14 protein-coding genes are annotated in these 17,138 nt (G+C 38.0%); 6 read left to right on the top strand and 8 right to left on the bottom strand.

Going from position 1 to position 17,138, the window contains the following annotated elements:
• The first annotated feature begins 157 nt into the window (after nt 1–157).
• The 5 genes from LGQ02_RS03435 to LGQ02_RS03415 all read left to right on the top strand — a co-directional run bounded on the left by LGQ02_RS03435 (nt 158) and on the right by LGQ02_RS03415 (nt 4,520).
• Nucleotides 158–688, top strand: coding sequence for a CBO0543 family protein (locus LGQ02_RS03435; protein WP_226516838.1), 531 nt, complete (start codon nt 158–160; stop codon nt 686–688).
• The gene (locus LGQ02_RS03430; RefSeq protein ID WP_226516837.1) at nt 678–1,244 is read left to right on the top strand and encodes a CBO0543 family protein; all 567 of its coding nucleotides are present in this window, start codon (nt 678–680) and stop codon (nt 1,242–1,244) included. The genes LGQ02_RS03435 and LGQ02_RS03430 overlap by 11 nt, the downstream gene beginning before the upstream one ends.
• A 135-nt stretch (nt 1,245–1,379) precedes the next feature.
• Nucleotides 1,380–1,724, top strand: coding sequence for a CBO0543 family protein (locus LGQ02_RS03425; protein ID WP_226516836.1), 345 nt, complete (start codon nt 1,380–1,382; stop codon nt 1,722–1,724).
• An 809-nt stretch (nt 1,725–2,533) separates the two neighbouring features.
• On the top strand, nt 2,534–3,034 hold the full coding sequence (locus LGQ02_RS03420) for a CBO0543 family protein (protein WP_226516835.1): 501 nt from the start codon (nt 2,534–2,536) through the stop codon (nt 3,032–3,034).
• Nucleotides 3,035–3,302: 268 nt separating this feature from the next.
• Nucleotides 3,303–4,520, top strand: a complete 1,218-nt coding sequence (locus LGQ02_RS03415; protein WP_226516834.1) for an NAD(P)/FAD-dependent oxidoreductase — start codon at nt 3,303–3,305, stop codon at nt 4,518–4,520.
• Between the two features lie 272 nt (nt 4,521–4,792).
• Here the strand turns inward: LGQ02_RS03415 and LGQ02_RS03410 are convergent, their stop codons facing one another.
• Nucleotides 4,793–5,734 (bottom strand): C-terminal binding protein, encoded by a 942-nt coding sequence (locus LGQ02_RS03410; RefSeq protein WP_226516833.1) that lies wholly within the window; start codon nt 5,732–5,734, stop codon nt 4,793–4,795.
• 352 nt (nt 5,735–6,086) lie between these two features.
• Complete coding sequence (locus LGQ02_RS03405; protein ID WP_226516832.1) at nt 6,087–7,418, bottom strand: 6-phospho-beta-glucosidase; 1,332 nt, start codon at nt 7,416–7,418, stop codon at nt 6,087–6,089.
• 276 nt (nt 7,419–7,694) lie between these two features.
• On the opposite strand from LGQ02_RS03405, the gene LGQ02_RS03400 reads away from it, so the two are divergent.
• The gene (locus tag LGQ02_RS03400; RefSeq protein ID WP_226518205.1) at nt 7,695–8,447 is read left to right on the top strand and encodes a MurR/RpiR family transcriptional regulator; all 753 of its coding nucleotides are present in this window, start codon (nt 7,695–7,697) and stop codon (nt 8,445–8,447) included.
• Nucleotides 8,448–8,451: 4 nt separating this feature from the next.
• Here LGQ02_RS03400 and LGQ02_RS03395 read toward each other — a convergent pair whose 3' ends face one another.
• The 6 genes from LGQ02_RS03395 to LGQ02_RS03370 form a co-directional block, all read right to left on the bottom strand.
• Nucleotides 8,452–9,345, bottom strand: a complete 894-nt coding sequence (locus tag LGQ02_RS03395) for an ROK family protein (protein WP_226516831.1) — start codon at nt 9,343–9,345, stop codon at nt 8,452–8,454.
• An 836-nt stretch (nt 9,346–10,181) separates the two neighbouring features.
• Nucleotides 10,182–13,382, bottom strand: a complete 3,201-nt coding sequence (locus tag LGQ02_RS03390; protein WP_226516830.1) for a hypothetical protein — start codon at nt 13,380–13,382, stop codon at nt 10,182–10,184.
• 107 nt (nt 13,383–13,489) lie between these two features.
• Nucleotides 13,490–14,500, bottom strand: a complete 1,011-nt coding sequence (locus LGQ02_RS03385; protein WP_226516829.1) for a LacI family DNA-binding transcriptional regulator — start codon at nt 14,498–14,500, stop codon at nt 13,490–13,492.
• A 46-nt stretch (nt 14,501–14,546) separates the two neighbouring features.
• A complete protein-coding gene (locus LGQ02_RS03380; protein ID WP_226518204.1) occupies nt 14,547–15,143 on the bottom strand; it encodes a YesL family protein in 597 nt (198 codons plus the stop codon).
• A gap of 168 nt (nt 15,144–15,311) precedes the next feature.
• Nucleotides 15,312–16,163, bottom strand: coding sequence for a carbohydrate ABC transporter permease (locus tag LGQ02_RS03375; RefSeq protein ID WP_226516828.1), 852 nt, complete (start codon nt 16,161–16,163; stop codon nt 15,312–15,314).
• Between the two features lie 12 nt (nt 16,164–16,175).
• Complete coding sequence (locus tag LGQ02_RS03370; RefSeq protein WP_226516827.1) at nt 16,176–17,093, bottom strand: carbohydrate ABC transporter permease; 918 nt, start codon at nt 17,091–17,093, stop codon at nt 16,176–16,178.
• Between the last annotated feature and the right edge of the window lie 45 nt (nt 17,094–17,138).

Raw genomic sequence — 17,138 nt, 5'->3', positions numbered from 1 at the left:
CTTCACTGTGAAAATTATGCAAAAGTATTTGCCAATCTTTTTTATTCGCATATTAATCTCTTTTAAGTAATCGAGTAGTCAAGAAGCCTATACATACATCTCCATTTCTTAGGAGACACTCAAAGATAACATTATCTATAGAAAGGACTTACAGAGGATGCATGTTGCAACAACTGCTATTGCCTTAATTGCGCTTATTATCCGGGGGGAATGGAGGAACTGGAAGACGTACCATTCAACTCTGCTTTTCGTTGCGATGGGGAATTTACTTTATAACTTCTTAACAGCCAATTATTTTTTATGGCGCTTGGATGCTGATTTTTTATCAAACCATACACTAACAGAAATGTTATATACATTTATTGTGTTTCCAGCTACTGCGTTAATGTTTTTAAGAGATTTTCCGAAAGATCTTCAAGGGAAAATTTTACGGAATTTAAAGTGGATTGCGTTATATGCGGTGTGGGAGCTTGTCTTTGTTATGACAGGGCACATTGAATATCAATACGGCTGGTCACTTTGGTGGTCAATCGCCTTTCTTTTTGTCATGTTTCCGCTTTTCAGGTTGCACCATACTCATCCTTTATTAACTTACGTTTTATCTGGTATTGTTGCGGTTGCTACATTGTGGTTGTTTGAAGTGCCAGTTCAAATACCTGTGGAACTAAGGAATTTGTATGGGCAATAGAGGAGAAGCCCTACATGAAATCATGAAGTTGCGCAGTGAGATTACTCAATTGAGGACTGAAAGCTGGCTAAATTATGAGGTTTTTACTTGGAACTGGTGGCTGTTAATCGTATTCCTTATTGTTCCGTGGATCATTTGGATTAAATTCGTGGACCGTAATCGTATCTTTGAAGTTTTACTTTTTGGGATGATTGCTATAAGTATTACATTATATCTTGATGCAGTGGGGGATGAATTGCTTTTTTGGGTTTATCCGATCACTTTTATTCCTGTTGGTACGATTGCGTTACCATTTGATGTAAGTATGGTTGGCGTCGCCTATATGCTCGTCTATCAATATTTCACGACATGGAAATCATATATAATTGCACTTGTAGTGATGGCTGGTATATATGCCTTTATTGGTGAATCGTTTGCCCATTGGGCTGAGCTTGTTTATTACCCTAAGTGGACATTCTACTACTCTTTCATTTATTACATTTTAAAAGGTTTATTAGTGAAATGTCTGATGGAAAGAATGCGAAAAATGTCTGTTGCTACTGTGGAAGATAATTAAGAAGTATGATGAGGTATCGAAAGGGGATTCATTACGTTGCTCTATATGACTTTTGTTTTAGGGATTCTCGCTGTTATCGTCTGGTTTATGCCAAAACATATGCAACGTCGTGATATGTATATGATTTAGATTAGCATGTCATTTGTAGAGCTTGTCGTTGATCTTTATTTTGATAAAGTTCTTGGGCTATATTACTTTGGAGGTTCTAACGAATTGAATGGTGGTGTTCTAACAATAAAACTTTTTACTGCCCCATTATTTTCCATTCCTTTCTTAAATTTTATGCCGCAAAAATTTTCGCGTTCCATTCCTTACTGGCTGCTCTGGGCTGCTTTTTCAACCTTTTTTGAATGGACAACAGTTAAATTTGGTTACCTAACTTATACAGGATGGAAAATTTGGTGGTCAGCTATTTTTTATCTTATTATTTTTCCGTTAGTAAGGTGGCACTATTATTACATTAAACATGAATCACATTAATCGTTTCAAAAAATGAAATAGAACGATCCGTAATTTAAATATTTTTATAAAACGGCTAGTAGGCTAAGAAAAAGTTTTTATTATTCTATATGGGTCATATTATATTGTCTTGTTTAGGGCTTATCACCCACTATAACAGATGGGACGTTTGGCACTCTTTTCTTTCGTCATGGCGATGTTCATCACCTTTCCTGTTCATTATAAGAAACCGCTGTTAGCATGGTTAATAACTGCTGCTATATTTTTAATATTATTAACTCCATTCGACTTACCATTAGTTAATATGATATAGCACCCATTAGGGTAAATGGTTGAAGCAACACTCACTCATTTCTCTAGCTAACACTGATAAAAACTTGACTTCTGATAAATAATTTAAAGCTTTAACGTACAAACTTTTATCATTAGGTAAAAAGCCCATTCAAAAATTTGAGAATACTGAATAAGTGTTGATAAAAGAATGTCCGTCAAAAACCCGAAGACTTCCTCAAGAAAAGCAATAGCTAAGAGCCTTTACTTAAAGAATATGCTACGATTTGTCTCGACGGATGCCACGACAGAGCATTACTGGCAGAGGAAGAGACAGAAGATCCCGCAGTGGCGGTGTTCCATGAGAAAGCTGAAGCATTGCCTGCGGAAAGCGAAGGAGTTTTTGAGCGGACATAATGACTTTTTCAGCGGCCTCCAAAAATCCAGCCTTCTTTTTTAAGCAGAGGATTGAATACGACTTGTATAATGCGATATTTACGAATTACTGCTGATCATACCTTAACCGATTCGTAACAGACCGATTAATTTATCATTACGAGGTGATTGCCTTGAAGTTAGAAAAAAATATACTTATCATTACTTGGATCATCTGTATTCTTGCTTTAATCTTTTTTGTACCTAAAAAGAAAATAAAGGAAGCAAATGTGGTTTTCTTGTTTAAACAAGTGATGACATGGTTATTTGGAGCGATCGTCGTGCAAAAAAAACTTATTAAATACCCATTTCGAGAATTTCCTAAAGCCATTCATACAAGCTTTTCTTTTGAATACTTTATTTATCCTGCAACCTGTGTGCTGTTTAATTTAAAGTTTCCTAATCGAAAGCCATTGCCAATTCGAATGGGTTACTATGTCTTATATTCATCAATCCTGACTGGATTAGAAGTGCTCATGGAAAGGTATACACGGTTAATAAAGTATGTCAACTGGCACTGGTATTGGACATGGCTCACCCTTTGCATGACTTTCTTTTTTTCACGGATGTACTACTTATGGTTTTTTGATAAAAATGAGCCACTCTCTGCCGATAGCAACGGGTGACATCCTATGTATTAACAAAATCCCCTGATACTAGTAGAAGAACCATGAGCTTTGCGCTCACTCTTTCATACTTGTTTAAGGGGATTTTTCGTTATATACCTTTAACTTCCGTTTATTCGGAAGTTTTTGTCGAAGACTATCCGCCGCGATAACGGAAATCAATCAAGCTAGATCAAGAAACACTCGAATGGATTTGTATAGCTTGGTAATAATACGTCGTGAAGCCGAGGTTTGGGCTTACACCCTAAAGGTAAAAGGAGTTAGCCACATGAATTTACAAACTGGTACTTATTATTGGCCTACTACATTAAAAAATCCACCTACATACTCTCATCTGCAAGAAGACCTAGATTGTGATGTTCTTATTATTGGTGGTGGAAGTTCTGGCGCTCAATGCGCCTATATGTTAGCCGATTCCGGCTTAAGCGTCGTGGTGGTCGAAAAGAATACGATTGGTAGTGGCAGTACAACGACAAATACAGCTATTATTCAATATTCTGGGGAAAGATTGTTTTCAAATTTAGTTAATAGCTTTGGCAGACCTTATATTTCAAGGCATTTGCAGCTATGTAAACAAGCCATTAATGATATTGAAAAGGCGTCCGCGACTGGGGATATTGATTGCGAATTTACGAGAAGAGATTCATTATACTTTGCTAGCTATAAAGAAGATGTACAGAAATTACAACAAGAATACAATTTTTTAGTCGAGGAGAAGTTTCCAGTCGATTTTCTATCAGCCGACCAAATTGAAGACCGCTATCCTTTTAAAAAGGATGCCGCTCTTTATTCTTATAATGACGGTGAAATAAATCCATTTGCTTTTACTCATAATTTATTTGATTATGCGGCAAAAAAAGGAGTGAAAATATTTGAGCATACCGAAGTTAATGGAAAGAAATTTGAACAAACAAAAGCTACAATAAGAACGAAAAACAATCATTACATTCAAGCGCGTCATGTCATTGTTGCTTGTGGATACGAAGGAGTCGATATAAAAAAAGAAAAGAAAGCATCTTTTGTCAGTACATATACAGTCACAACAAAACCAGTCGAGGATTTCTCATCATGGTACAATAAAACCCTTATTTGGGAAACGGCACGGCCTTATACCTTTATTCGTACAACAAAGGATAACCGTATTATTATTGGGGGATTAGATGAAAATACCCCTTATGCAGAAGTACGTGATCGTAAATTAGTCAGTAAAAGAGATAAGCTGTTACTTGAATTTAACAAGCTTTTTCCTGATATAACGGTGGAACCTGAATATTATTCTACCGCTTTTTATGGCGGCACAAATGATGGACTCCCTATCATCGGTAAATACGAGGAATATCCGAATTGTCACTTCTTGTTTGGGTTTGGTGATAACGGTACAGTGTATAGTATGATTCTTTCAAAAATTATTTCGGATGTCATTGTAAAAGGGCATAGTCCAGACCTAGATCTATACTTACAAACTCGTCCGTTAAAGCCAAATTAACTAACTACAAAAAGGTTGGATATGTGTAGTCATAAAGAAAACTCACCAATTGGCGATCTATTCAGGCGAATGCAGAGAATTTGTTGAACTTACCTTTAAAATTTTAGCTAGACCAATTAAAAACTCCGCTTATTGCTAAAAGGTTCTATGTAAGCAAAATTTGCTTACATAGAATCTTTTACGCTTTAGTGCATGTCCCTTGAAGCCTAAGAGAGCAAAAGCAAACCGTATAAGTAATCCAGAAAATCCACATAACTGTAGATTAAGATGAATTATTTGTCACTGTTTTTAATAACTTCCACAGCATTTAGTGCAGCTTTCCGTTTTAATGCTGCTTCTGATTCTTGAGAATACCATGCAATATGTGGGTTCAAAATAACATTATCCATTTTTAATAATGGATTATTAGGTTCAATTGGCTCTTTTTCTACTACATCAAGACCTGCTCCTGCAATTTTTCCAGTTTTCAAAGCTTGAATTAAAGAGGACTCATCTATGACACCACCTCGGGATGTATTGATCATATAGGTGTGATCTTTCATCATATTAAATTGACGATCACTTATAAGTCCTGTCGTCTCCTTCGTTAAAGGAGCGTGAACCGAAATATAATTTGATTTACAGCACAATGTATCTAAGTCCACTAACTCTACATCTAAATCATTTGCGGATTCTTCTGGGTGATACGGGTCATATGCAATAACGTTTATACCAAAGGCTTTTGCCTTCTTAGCTAAAGCCTGCGAAATCTTCCCAAAGCCTACTAATCCAAGCGTACTTCCTCTTAAACGATACATTGGTGCGCCAATTTTAAAATCCCAAACCCCATTCTTCACACTTTCATTTAGGGGTGAAATTTTCCTAACCAAAGATATTAGAAGTGCAAATGCATGATCTGATACCTCATCTATACAGTAATCAGGCACATTCCTAACTTTGATACTATGTTCCTTTGCTGCATTCACATCAATTGTGTTAACACCCACTCCATATCTAGAAATAACTTTGCATTGTTGTAAGTTTTCAATGACTCTTCGACCAATTGAAGCATATTGATTTAGAATACCATCAGCATCTCTGCACGCATTTATGACTTCTTCTTCTGTCTTACATTGACAAGGGACCAGTTCACCACCAGCTTTCTCAATAACCTCCCTTTCGATTTCCAAGCTCTCATACTCATAATCTGTTACAACGATTTTAAATTTTTTCAATGAGATCAACCTCTCCATACCGACAAATAAAAACTTTTTAAAAAGGCTTTGTTAAAGGCTAGTGTTGATTTTACAAAATTACACTCGCTTGCACCTCTAGGCACAAGCGCGACATCCATTCAAGCTTCACTTTGTTTGCTTTCATGGTGTCTTCTTTGCCGCGGGCAAGGCTTCAGCTAATCGGGAAAAAGCACCCCGATGGATCTTCAGCTCTTGCTTTTCCCGCAGGCGTCTCGTGATTTCCGAAAATCAACAATGAAGATTAACAGAGCCTTAAAAAAAAGCTGAATGAAGGATGCACTGTAACATACTTCCATTCAGCTTAGTATCTTTCAATCAAACGATTTAATGATTAAACATTGGTTGGTTTCTTAAATTGTGGTAAATAGTCTTTGTGTGCTTCGAACATTTCATCGAGAATTTCTTTTGCAATTTTGTCTGACGGTACAAGTGGGTTTATAGTCATTGCCACTAATGCTTGGTTATAATCACCTGTAACAGCAGCTTCAGCAGCTACACGCTCAAAAGACTTAATTTGCTGAACTAATCCGCGAACAGTAACAGGGAAGTCGCCAATGGCTATAGGTTTTGGGCCATTTTTAGTAATAATACAATTTACTTCCACTGCTGAGTCAGTTGGAATGCTTGCAATAGCTCCTTGATTGATTGTATTTACTGGTTGAATATCTCCTGTGTCATTGAAAATAGAGTTAATTAAGTTACACGCAGCATCACTATAGTATGCTCCACCGCGCTTCTCTAACTGCTCAGGTTTTTCCCTTAGAGTTTCATCTTTATACAGTTCAAAGAGTTGTTCTTCTAGCTTTTGTACAACTTCTGCTCTTGTTCCTTTTTCTTCTGCTTCCTTCTTTTCTTCTGTTAACATTTCATCCGTTTTATAATAATAACGGTGATAAGGGCACGGAAGGAGGTTTAAACCTTTTAAGAAGTCAGCATCCCACTCAATATTCGCGATATTTTCCATCGTCATACCTTTTCCGGTAGTCATTTCTTCAATTACTTTCTCAATGATCGGTTCTCCGTCTAAATAAACGTTTAAACCAAATATCATGTGATTCAAACCTGCGAAATCGATATGGATTCTATCTGCATCGACCTCCATCATTTTTGCCACTTTCATTTTCATTCCAATTGGAACATTACATAAACCTACAACCTTTTTCCAATTCGTATGTCGGTAAATTGCTTCTGTAACCATACCAGCAGGATTTGTAAAATTAATAAGCCAAGCATCAGGACAAAGTCTTTCCATGTCTTTAATAATATCGATAATAACAGGGATCGTTCTAAATCCTTTAAATAGTCCACCAGGTCCATTCGTTTCCTGACCAATCACATCGTATTTTAACGGAATTCTTTCATCTTTTGCTCTTGCATCAAGCATACCAACACGGAATTGTGTAGTAACAAAATCAGCATCTTTTAAAGCCTCTTCACGATTTAATGATAAGTGAATGTCGATCGAAAGCCCCGCTTCCTTAACCATTCGCTTTGCTAACTCTCCTACAATATTTAACTTTTCTTCTCCTTCTGGAATATCAACTAACCATAGCTCTCTAATTGGGAGAGTATCATACCTTTTTATGAAGCCTTCAACCAGTTCTGGTGTATAACTAGAACCGCCACCTATCGTAACAACCTTTAATCCATTTTGTACTGTCATCTAAAACACTCCTTTATATCTTATCGACCATATATGCACCTAAAAAAATTACTGTTATAATAGAATCAATTTCATAATTACGTTTTTTGCATAATGAAACGAATGAAATGATAAATCTTTGCATTAAATGTACGTTTAATTTGGAAGTGAACGTAACAAAAGGCGGCGACTCCGTCTGAAGTGAAGTTCACGCTCACATTTTGAATTTCCCATCTTATTTTGAGTTATGAAATTGATTCAATAAAGAAACCATTGCAGTAAAGGAAGATGAAGCAAATGTTTACTCCTGAACAACTAGCTCGATTTTCTGAACTTGATTCTCATTTATATCATTACATCACAACAAACAGTGAAAAGGTTATTTACATGAGAATACGTGAATTAGCTGAAATCGCTCATGTATCTCCAACTTCTATTTTGCGTTTTTGCAAAAAAGTAGATTGTGATGGTTTTTCTGAATTTAAAACAAAATTAAAAATTCACCTTAATCAATCAGAATCTAAATCAATTAATGATCCGTATGAAACAATGACAGAGTTTCTGGAGCGAACTTTAAAAACCGATTACCAAGAAAAAGTTACAGAGATTGCAGAATGCATCGCTAACTCTGACCATGTAGTTTTCCTTGGAACAGGAAGTTCAGGGATTCTAGCAGAATATGCCTCTCGTTATTTTTCCAGTTTAAAGAAATTCTCATTGGCAATTAACGACCCTTACTTTCCTATTACCGGTAATTTCATGAAAAATAGTACCGTCATTGTTTTATCAGTTTCTGGAGAAACTCCAAGTATCATTTCAAAAATAAATAAATTCCGTGAAGAAGGGGCAAACATCGTTACAATTACTAACTCAAAAGCTTGTACTGCGGTTAAATTATCTGATCATTATCTTTCTTACTACGTTAACCGAGAACTCATTAAAGATGCAGACATTACTACCCAGCTTCCTGTCATTTATTTAATCGAAACATTAGCTAAAGACACATATAAAACGTTACAACAAACAAACAACGACCTACCTTCGGAATAAATATCTACTTTTCGTACTTTTCTCTATAATAGGCAACTGCACCAACTAAACCTGCATCATTTCGAAAGTGACATCGGTCTAGGTGAATGTCCCAAAATTGGTTGATATAGTTTAGTTGTCTATTTAATTCATCAAGAAAGCTAGGCCGTGAAGTCACCGCTCCTCCTAGAAGGACTTTTTCGGGGTTCAATACCGAACACAAATTATAAATCCCTAAAGCAAGGCTTTGATAAAAACTTTCTACCATTTGTATCGCTACAGGATCTTGGTCGTCGTATGCTCGGAAAATATCCTCCCCTGTCACATCGTCTAGCGACATCGAGTAATATTCTGCATATTTAGCACGAAGAAACTTCATAGACGCAACCCTATTTAGACTGTTGTTTTTCGGAATATTCGTTTGAATACCTTGAGTGATCATGTATCCAAACTCCCCTGCACGAAACGCATGTCCACTATACAATTGATCGTTTAAAACCAACCCTCCACCGACTGCTGTTCCGATAGTGATACACAGGAAGTCAGAAGACCCTTTTCCTTTACCTAACCATTTCTCAGCAAGGGCAGCACAATTGGCATCATTTTCAATGGAAACCTTAAGGGGAAATTCCTCTTCTAACATTTTCTGAAGATGTAAACCATGGAAACCTTTAATCGTTCCACCGTTTTCAATGTAACCCTTTGGAGAATTGATAAAGCCTGGCGCACTGATAGAAACCCCATTTACGTCATGCTTATATTCAACAATTTTTTCACGAAGTCCATTTAAGACCGTTTCACTATCCCCATCGTTAGAAGAAAATTGATCTTTATGATGAATCATTCCACTTTCATCTAAAATTCCCCATTTTACACTTGTGCCCCCAATATCAAAGGACAAATATTTCCTCACTTCCATGAATAAAAGCACCTCCTTTTCTGTTCATGCGATTTATATTTTCATCATTTTCCATTAGCAGATAAACTTCTTTATTGTTTTATCACTTGAATCAATTTCATAACTCAAAATTAGGTGCGAATTCCCGAATGATGAGCGTGAACTTCACTTCAGACGGACGCTTTCCCGAGGGCTTGTCTTCAGCTAACTTAGGCTCGACAGCTCTTCGCCTAAGTGGATCTTCAGCTCGTTGCTCCTGCGCCACTACGCTTGCTCGTCGCAGGTAAAGAGTGCTCCTGCGGTTACTCGTCGCAGCTCGGAGCAGTTCGAAGAAGTATTGCTCGTCGCTGATCCTCTGGGAGTCACCGTCTTTTGTTACGTTCACTTACAAATAAAACGTACATTTAATAACATTTATCATATCATTCGTTTTATTGCGCAAAAAACGGAATGATGAAATTAATTCACTTATATTATTTCAAACCTAACTTGTAAGATAAATATCCTTTCATTAAAACGGAGCAAATACAGTCATTATGAAACTTGTACCATCGATGGAACACAGTGTTCCTACCTTGTGGATAAAAAAAGATAGAGAGCTCTTACTTAAAAGCGGGCTGCCCCCCTCAAAGTTCGTTTTTCCCACCCAAAATGAAGCAGGAGAACCGTCCCTGCGCTTCTCAATTTTAATTTAGAAAAACGGAACCGTTCTCAACTGGTTCCGTTTGATTTGGCTCCATTTTAAATGGAAACCTTAAGGAAAATTTCATTTCACTCTAAAATTTTTTGAAGATGTAAATCACTGTGGTACCAATATTTGTACCACCGTTTTCAATACTTCCCCCTCTCCAAGATCTTTACCGAAGCTCGACCACCAGTTTACTAACGTCTCCATTTCGAATCGCTACAGCAAGATCACCGACTAACTCATTTGCCGCAACTCGCTGAGTCTCACTTGCGTTGTCCACAAAACTTACATCTACAGAAACAGGTGTCACACCATCTGTCCCGTATGTGTTCTTCTTATCTGGATTAACATACGTAACCTCAGTCGTTCCAAGGAACGTAAACGACACTTCACCGTTCTCATCAAACATCCAGTTTGGAAGTGTCGGCATTAGCTGACACACGAGTTTTCCTCCCTGTCCATCGCTTGCTTCATCGAAACGGAATGGCTTCTCACCAGCCATCATCACAAACCACATGTTCATGAATTCAATGGTGGAACCACTTAGGCGAGAAACAAAACCGCGACCATGCAAGTTCTCATTTGGATTTGCACTGCTGGCAATAAACGAAGAATTTTCAAGTGTACTTCTCCCATACATTTTTGGATCTAAGAATGGAATAAGCGCGGACTTCATATCTGTAAAGAATTCTTCGATTAAACCAGCCTTTAAAGTAGCTAACAGATATTTATATTCCATATGCAAAAAGATCGATTCGTTTTCTAACCAACCAGGTGTGAACGACTTCGCACGCCCTAGCTCCAACGGTTCGCCTTCAATACTCATCGAGGTTTTATACATCCCCAACTTGCGATCATAAATATCAGAGGCTTTCACTTTTTGATACAGTTCCTCGGCTCTTACCTTATCTTCGGTTACTTTTAATTGCTTGACTACCCCTTCTAAAAATGGTGTCACAGGTTTAGGGATCCATTCAATAACCGTGTTTCCTATATCTACATTCGTGATGTCGCCCTTAGGTTCGAAATAGAAATAGGTTGGAACTAAGGGATTACTATAAGACTGAGCCCTTTTAATTCCACTTTCTACTCGATCCTTGAATTGCAATAGAAACTCTCGAGACTCCTCAAGGGAATAAACGATCTCTTCTCCACTGATCCCTTTATAAATCGTATCGCGGTAATCTTCTCGAGACTTCGTTATTTGCTCCCAATAACGTAATTCCTCTTCGTCAGAATCACTATTAAATGTACTTAATTCTGAAACAACATTTTTTAGGAAGGCATCAACCTCCACTGGTAAAACAAGCTCCCCTTTTCCGTTTACCTTTAGCAGGAGATCAATTAATCGCTTTAGTTCAAACAATTCCGAAGTACTTGCACCGAACATCCCTGGTAAGCCATTTAAAGAATCATTCCAACCAGGTTTATCCCCTTCCATCTCTACTCCTAACCCAAACGGTGCGAGGGTAGCCACTTTCACTAAGCCGAGGACGAATAGCTTAGAGTATAAATTTGTTTGATAGATTTCTCCGTTACCAAAATGATCTCTTATCCAAAGAACACCATCATTGTCAGCCGCTTTCGCAACCTTTTCCTTTATTTTTTCCGTTGCATGATACTGCCTTAACTTTCCATCGCTCACCACATACTTCTCTTTTCGGCTTTTGACACGGACTGGACTTTCAAAGAAGCGGTAAGTCGGTTTAAAATAAAAGTCATCCTTCTTATCAGGATAAATACTTAAATAACTGTCGATTAAATCCAAATTGTATGTCCAGTGATCCATCCAGTAACCCTCACCGAATTCTGCTTGCTGTTCTTCTTCAGACGCTAGCAACACCTTCGTTAAAAGTGATTCGAAGCTGGTGGTAAGCTCAATGCCTTCCTCTTCCACGAAATGTTTTAGCTCCCCAGGCGTAAAGCTTGTAGCAAAGAAGTTCTTGAGCTTTTCTTGGCTACCAATATTATTCGCTTCGGAAAAATCTAGCTCCCCAGTTAAACGGAAGCGCACGCCTTTTACAGCTAACGGATTGTAACCATCAAGCTGAATTAGGTTCATAAATACATTCACGTTGTAATCCTCGACCGCTGGCTCAAAGAACACATCGCACCGGCGATTCTGATTAATATCACGGTAGTTTCCGTTCCCTTGAGAGTAGTACGTTGGGCTTATCGAGAAGAAATTATAATCTCGCTCTAAGTCACCATGTTTTCTTGAAAACAAGTAATACACTTTTTTCTGTGCCTCATTTTCAAAGGAGATTGGAAAGCCTCCACGGAGACCGTTATCCAAGAAGCTTTGCTGAGCATAAGCATCAAACAAAGGCTGGCCTGAACGGGTTTTAATTTTTTCTGAAATCGATTTTGTTATCAACTTCGCTCGTTCCTTCATTTCAGTAATAGAGGTAACAGTTAGTACCTCTTTCACGTAAGATTGGACGGTACAAAGGCTTTTTGCATGGCCAATCACAGTATGAAATTCAAGTGTGTCTCCCGGTTGCAATTCCACACTTTCCGCTGAGAAACCACAGGAAACCTTATTTGTCGTTACTTGCTGAGGTTCCTCTAGTAGGCTTTGAATGGATTGCGTGATAAATGGACGAGGTACGTGTAAAGATGTATCTGTACCAAAAATAACGTCGCGGTCAATAATCGGCTTCATCATTCTCTCGCCACTCGGCCCACGTGAGAAAGACAGATAGAAATTTCCTTGATGAATTTCTTTTACTTCAGATGAATCTTCAATACTACCTCGCAACCTGTAAAAGGGGATGTTTTGCTCTAGATTCTCTACATCAAACCAACTTTTGATTGTGTTTCCTAACTCTTTATACGCTGCATTAGGCACGCCACTTGGAAACAGTGATGGTAGCCCATCGAGCATTTCATAGCTTCTTTCTTTATTCGAAAGGTTCGTGAGAGTCACTTGACGAACAAGACCAGCTACAGCTGCTTCGGGCAAAATAAAGTACTCCACCTTAACCTTCAGCTCATGTTCATGATTGACATATTCTACTTCAAGAGCGTTCTCGGAAATCGTCATCTTTTCTTCAACCTTGTCGCTTACATTGCTCTGAGGAGAAAATGGCTCTAAAAAGGTAACCCGTTCATCTTCGATCACTTTAATAAACGTTCGAAAGCCTTGCACTTGGACTTGTTGATATGATTTATCTGCAGGTAGGAACTCCATCATCGCATGATTTTTATCTTGAACACCGAAGCTCGCAATTCCTTGACCGCGGTTAACATAGAACGCCCACATAGGAATACCGTCCACCCCTGCGATACCAGGTAAAAAACTAGAGAATGGGGCTTGCTCTTGATAATTACTAATTTCAAACGTTTGATTTTCAGTTAATTTATACATTCTTTCACCTTCCTACTATTATTACTTTTATTTTTCATATCCGACCACCCACAATAACTAAAGCGCTTTCGTAAATACGTAAAAATATAAAGCTGTAGACCAATAAATCACTCTATTGGTCTACAAGATGTTCTTTCTACTAACGAAACTGGTATTTTCACAGACATGAACTGCTTTTTCTTCATAATAATTTGTTCGATTAGAAGACTCGCTGCTGTTTTCCCTATCAAGGTTGTATCCTGTTTGATTGTCGTTAATCCTGGCGTCATATATCTGCCAATTTGGATATCATCGAAACCTATGATAGAAATATCATCTGGAACCTTCAATCCGAACTCTTGAATGGCAGTTATGGCACCTATTGCCATCAAATCGGCTGCGACATAAACGGCTGTCGGCTTATCATCTAGCTTTAAGAGCTTTTCCATCGCCTCTTTTCCGCCGTCGCTCATAAAGAAACCACCGTCAACCAAATATTCCTTAGGTACAGGAAGTTCTTTCCTCTTCATCCCACTAAGAAATCCCTTTAGACGCTGTTCCCCTACAAATGTTTTTTTACTCCCAGAGATATGAGCTATTTTTTTATGTCCTAAGGAATGTAAGTAATCAACCGCTAACTCACTACCCTGAACGTTATCACTAAACACTACACTTGCTCCCCTTAAATCAAGGTCGATAACGACAGATGGGATGTCCGATTCCATTAACCCTTGCACATCAGGCGAGTTCAACGTGGAACAAACAACAACAACTCCATCAACCCCCCTGTAATGGAAGTGGTCTACGTATGACTTCGGCACATTTCCAACATTGTTGGAAGCAAAGAGTAGGTCATAGCCTTCCTTTTCTGCTGATTTTTTAAAGCTCTCAATGACAGCATTAAAGAAAGGGTGCTCCATTCCAATTCCTGATTGCTCTACGAAAACCACGCCAATCGTCCAAGACTTTTTTGTCGAAAGCGTCCTTGCACTGGAACTTGGAAGGTAACCCAATTCTTCCACTGCTTCATTGATGATTTTCTTTGCCTTTTCTCCTACATCGGAGCGTTTATTTAATACCTTAGAAACAGTACTTATCGAATATCCTGTTTTCTTGGCGATATCATAAATCGTGGCCATGGATTAATACCCTCTTTCTTGCTACATATACGCTGTCACGAGCTACTTATACTGCATTATATTTTTTAAAGACCGAATAATTGACCCCCATGAGCACATACGCAAAAACACTAATGCCAATGGCTAGAAATACTTTAGGAAAATTAATAGCTACTAATAAGTATGCGACCAACCAAATGAGTTGTACCAATGTGATCATTGGTCTGGCAAACACAAGACCAATCGCTACTTTGAAGTATTGAACGGACTTCTTATATTCGAAATGCGCCATTACAGAGAAGATGTTTAAAAAGGTCATCACTGCAATAGTCGCGAATCCCAAAATGATCAAATAGATGTAAAAGTGAATCGACTCGTGATAAAAATACGAAACAAACGAGAAGTTCACATAAATAATATAAAACACGATTAAGAAAAATGCACCTAAAAGATTCGACCGTACAAATTCAGCTTTAAAAAGTTTTAAATAAGTTTTAAAAAGGGGAAGGTCCTTTTCCCCTTTAATCCATTCTCTAACAACTCCAAACAGGGCTAGAGTCGCAGGCATGAATCCAAACACACCTAGTCCTGCCAAAAAGAACAGTAACCACAAGATGTTTAACGCTATGAATCGGTAGGCAGTTTCAGCGGCTTGAAATATCATATTGCTCAATCTAGTCACCCCGTTTTTCTTGATTATTTGTGTAAAAGGCTTAAGCGGTTACCTATTACATCATTTTATTTTCACCTAAGTTAGATGAACTTTTCTATAAAAGGATTTAGGTAGTAGGCCGCCCTTACCCCAACGTCCTTTTTTTACGTAATAAACCTCTTAGCTCTTTACAGCACCTTCAGACAAACTCTGAATAAATAGTCGGTTGAATAATAAGAACACGATAATTAACGGTACTGTTGCCCAAAACGTTCCAGACATAATCATACCATAGTCCATTTGACGAGCGTCGTTCAACGCACGCAATGCAACTTGGATCGTGTGCATAGACGGATCACGTAACACGACGAGTGGCCATAAAAAGTCGTTCCAGACGTGCATAAATACGATAATACCTAGGGTCGCGAATGCCGGAAGAATCATTGGTACAACAACATTCCAATAGATTCGGAAGTTCGAGCATCCATCAATTTTCGCAGCCTCAACGATTTCGTAAGGCACACCATCTTTAATATACTGCCTCATCCAGAAGATACCGAATCCATTAATGAGTCCAGGAATAATAATTGCTCTAAAGTCATTTAACCAACCGAGCGAGGTAATGATATAGTATTGTGGTATTAACCCTAACTGTGGCGGAACCATCATCGTTACTAATATTAGAACGAACAATACATTTTTCCCTTTAAACTCAAGCTTCGCGAACGTGTACCCTGCTAGTGAACACAAGAATAGTGTTCCGATCGTAATAGTTGTAGCAACAAATAAGGAGTTCCACATCGCTCCGAAGAAATCGATATTGTCGGTTACCTTTTGAAAGTTCTCCACTAAATGGTTACCAGGGGTGAACGGTGGCGGTACTGAGTTGATCTCTCTATTTAAGCGACTTGCCATCACGAACATATAATAGAACGGGAACAGGGAAACTATAGATGCGACGGTTAAAAATAAGTAGACAATTGCTTTTTTCAATGAGAATTTCCCTTCTCCAACTTCTTTTTTCGCTGCCATTTAAGTCTCCCCCTAACTAATTTTTTTCGAACGGCCAACTCGACTTGTAATAAATAGGTTGATTGCCGTTAGTGTAATAATAATCAAAAACAAGACAATTGCTGCAGCAGATGCGGTGCCAAAGGAATTGTAAACAAATGCATCTCTCCATAAGTAAGCAACCATTGTAATCCCTTCTTCACGTAAGCCTCGTCCTAAGAAAATCAATGGCTCAGTGAATAGCTGTAAGCTTCCGATCGTTGCTGTAAAAACAACAAACATCGTAATAGGCTTAAGCATTGGGAGTGTAATGAGACGTATTTGCTGACTCAGCGTTGCTCCATCAATCTTCGCTGCCTCGTAAAGCTCCCTTGGAATACTCTGCATTCCAGCTAAGAATATAATTGTGTTGTACCCGACCCAACGCCAGAATACCATCGTGGAGATAGCGATTTTTACCGGCCAGTATTCTGCATTCCAACGAATTGGATCTATATCAAAAAAGCTCAACACATAGTTTGCAAATCCAAATGGCTGGTTGTTAAATACGATACCAAAGATGATGGCAACTGCAACGATTGACGTAATATATGGTAAGAAAATGAATATTCTAAATGTATTACGAAAACGTATAAGTGCTGAATTTAAGGCAAACGCGATAATAATCGCAAAAAAGATTTGTGGTAGTGTTCCCAATATCCCGATAATAAACGTATTTTTTATCGCCGAAAAAAACTCTGGATCGTTAAGAATAAACTCAAAGTTTTTGAATCCATTAAATACCATCGGGTTCAAGCCGTCCCAGCGAAAGAACGATAGGTAAAAGCTGAATATCATTGGAAACAACCCAAAAATGGCGAATAAAATAAAGAATGGAGAGATAAACAAATATGCTGATAAAGCTGTGCGTCTTTTCTCGGTTAGCCGTTTGGCCTTTTTAGTCTTTTCCAACGTCGGTACCCCCTTATCGAAATTTATGTGACAATTTTTACTTGT

Source organism: Bacillus shivajii, assembly GCF_020519665.1.
Classification (GTDB): Bacteria; Bacillota; Bacilli; order Bacillales; family Salisediminibacteriaceae; genus Bacillus_CA; species Bacillus_CA shivajii.
This window is presented reverse-complemented; position numbering and strand designations above follow the sequence as displayed.

What these genes read in the sequence shown, in the direction of transcription:
- LGQ02_RS03435 (WP_226516838.1), top strand. Translation starts at nt 158, where the DNA reads ATGCATGTTGCAACAACTGCTATTGCCTTAATTGCGCTTATTATCCGG.
- LGQ02_RS03430 (WP_226516837.1), top strand. Translation starts at nt 678, where the DNA reads ATGGGCAATAGAGGAGAAGCCCTACATGAAATCATGAAGTTGCGCAGT.
- LGQ02_RS03425 (WP_226516836.1), top strand. Translation starts at nt 1,380, where the DNA reads ATGTCATTTGTAGAGCTTGTCGTTGATCTTTATTTTGATAAAGTTCTT.
- LGQ02_RS03415 (WP_226516834.1), top strand. Translation starts at nt 3,303, where the DNA reads ATGAATTTACAAACTGGTACTTATTATTGGCCTACTACATTAAAAAAT.
- LGQ02_RS03405 (WP_226516832.1), bottom strand. Translation starts at nt 7,418, where the DNA reads ATGACAGTACAAAATGGATTAAAGGTTGTTACGATAGGTGGCGGTTCT.
- LGQ02_RS03400 (WP_226518205.1), top strand. Translation starts at nt 7,695, where the DNA reads ATGTTTACTCCTGAACAACTAGCTCGATTTTCTGAACTTGATTCTCAT.
- LGQ02_RS03395 (WP_226516831.1), bottom strand. Translation starts at nt 9,345, where the DNA reads ATGGAAGTGAGGAAATATTTGTCCTTTGATATTGGGGGCACAAGTGTA.
- LGQ02_RS03390 (WP_226516830.1), bottom strand. Translation starts at nt 13,382, where the DNA reads ATGTATAAATTAACTGAAAATCAAACGTTTGAAATTAGTAATTATCAA.
- LGQ02_RS03385 (WP_226516829.1), bottom strand. Translation starts at nt 14,500, where the DNA reads ATGGCCACGATTTATGATATCGCCAAGAAAACAGGATATTCGATAAGT.
- LGQ02_RS03380 (WP_226518204.1), bottom strand. Translation starts at nt 15,143, where the DNA reads ATGATATTTCAAGCCGCTGAAACTGCCTACCGATTCATAGCGTTAAAC.
- LGQ02_RS03375 (WP_226516828.1), bottom strand. Translation starts at nt 16,163, where the DNA reads ATGGCAGCGAAAAAAGAAGTTGGAGAAGGGAAATTCTCATTGAAAAAA.